This is a genomic window from Roseomonas rosulenta, from assembly GCF_016106005.1.
Classification (GTDB): domain Bacteria; phylum Pseudomonadota; class Alphaproteobacteria; order Acetobacterales; family Acetobacteraceae; genus Neoroseomonas; species Neoroseomonas rosulenta.
Genome location: NZ_JACADR010000568.1, coordinates 1 through 1050 on the forward strand (window position 1 = coordinate 1; position 1050 = coordinate 1050).

At 75.5% G+C, this 1050-nt stretch carries 2 protein-coding genes; both read right to left on the reverse strand.

Going from position 1 to position 1050, the window contains the following annotated elements:
* A partial coding sequence (locus HW578_RS26900) for a hypothetical protein (RefSeq protein ID WP_198373757.1) occupies nucleotides 1-804 on the reverse strand: 804 nt, incomplete at its 3' end.
* Nucleotides 801-1050: hypothetical protein (locus HW578_RS26905; protein WP_198373758.1), on the reverse strand; the 250-nt coding region annotated here is incomplete at its 5' end. The genes HW578_RS26905 and HW578_RS26900, both read right to left, overlap by 4 nt.

Below are 1050 nucleotides of genomic sequence, written 5' to 3' on the forward strand. Positions count from 1 at the left end.
CCCGGGCAGCGCCTCGGCCGCCGCGCGCGCCTCGCCCCAGGCGGCGGCCGCATTCACATGCGCGGAGAAGCGCCAGTCGGGATGCGCGGCGGCGAGGCGCGGCATCAGCCCCGGCAGCAGCGCGATGCCCTTGTCGATGCGCGCATCGCCGGCGAACAGCAGCGCGCGCTGCGGCGGCGTGGCGGCGCCAGGCTCGGGGCGGATCGGCAGCGGGTGCGAAGCGACCCTGCGGCCCAGCAGCGCGCTGAACTCCGCGGCATGCTGCCCGCCACTGGCGAACAGATGCACCGGTGGCCCGGCCTCCTGCCCCACGCGATCCGCCAGCCGGTAGAACAGCGCGCGCAGCGGGTCCTCCACCGCCGAGCGCCCCGCGGCGTCCACCGCCACGCCCGAGGGGAACATCAGGTGCACGACGAACAGCGGCGCCTCGACCGGGTCGAACCCCTTCATCCAGCCGAGGTAGCCGGCCAGGTGGTTCTCGGTGGTGGTGGGCACCAGCACGCAGTCGGCGGGGCGGAACTCGCCGCGCGGCAGCGCCGCGAGCTCGTCCTGCAGCAGGTCGTTCAGCGCGCGATAGTCGTCGAGCCGCCCGGTCACCGGGTCCGCGTGGCGCTGCGCATAGGTCGTCTCGGTGAAATGCGGCAGGATGCGCACGCCCTCGATGGTGGCGGCGGGGAAGCGGCGATGCGCGACGATCGTCGCCGCCTCCCCGCGCGCCATCGCCCCCTTCGCGATCGCGAGGTCGTAGGCGAGGTGGTGCCCCGCCTCGCCTTCCAGATTGGGGTCGAGGATGATCAGCGTCATGCGGGCACCTCGGTGAGGGCGGCGACCAAGGCGCCCAACCCGGCGCCGCGCAGCATCGGATATCGCGCGAGGTGGCGCAGCAACGCGGCGGCGGCCTCCTGCGTCCTGTCGTCGTCGCGCGCCAGCAGCAGCATGTCGGCCAGCGCGGCGAGCGCGCCGTCGAGGTCACCCTCCGCCAGCGCCGCATCCATCCGCGCGCGCGTGGCGGCGAGCTCGGGCGGGCGGCGCCGCGGCGGACGCGCCACC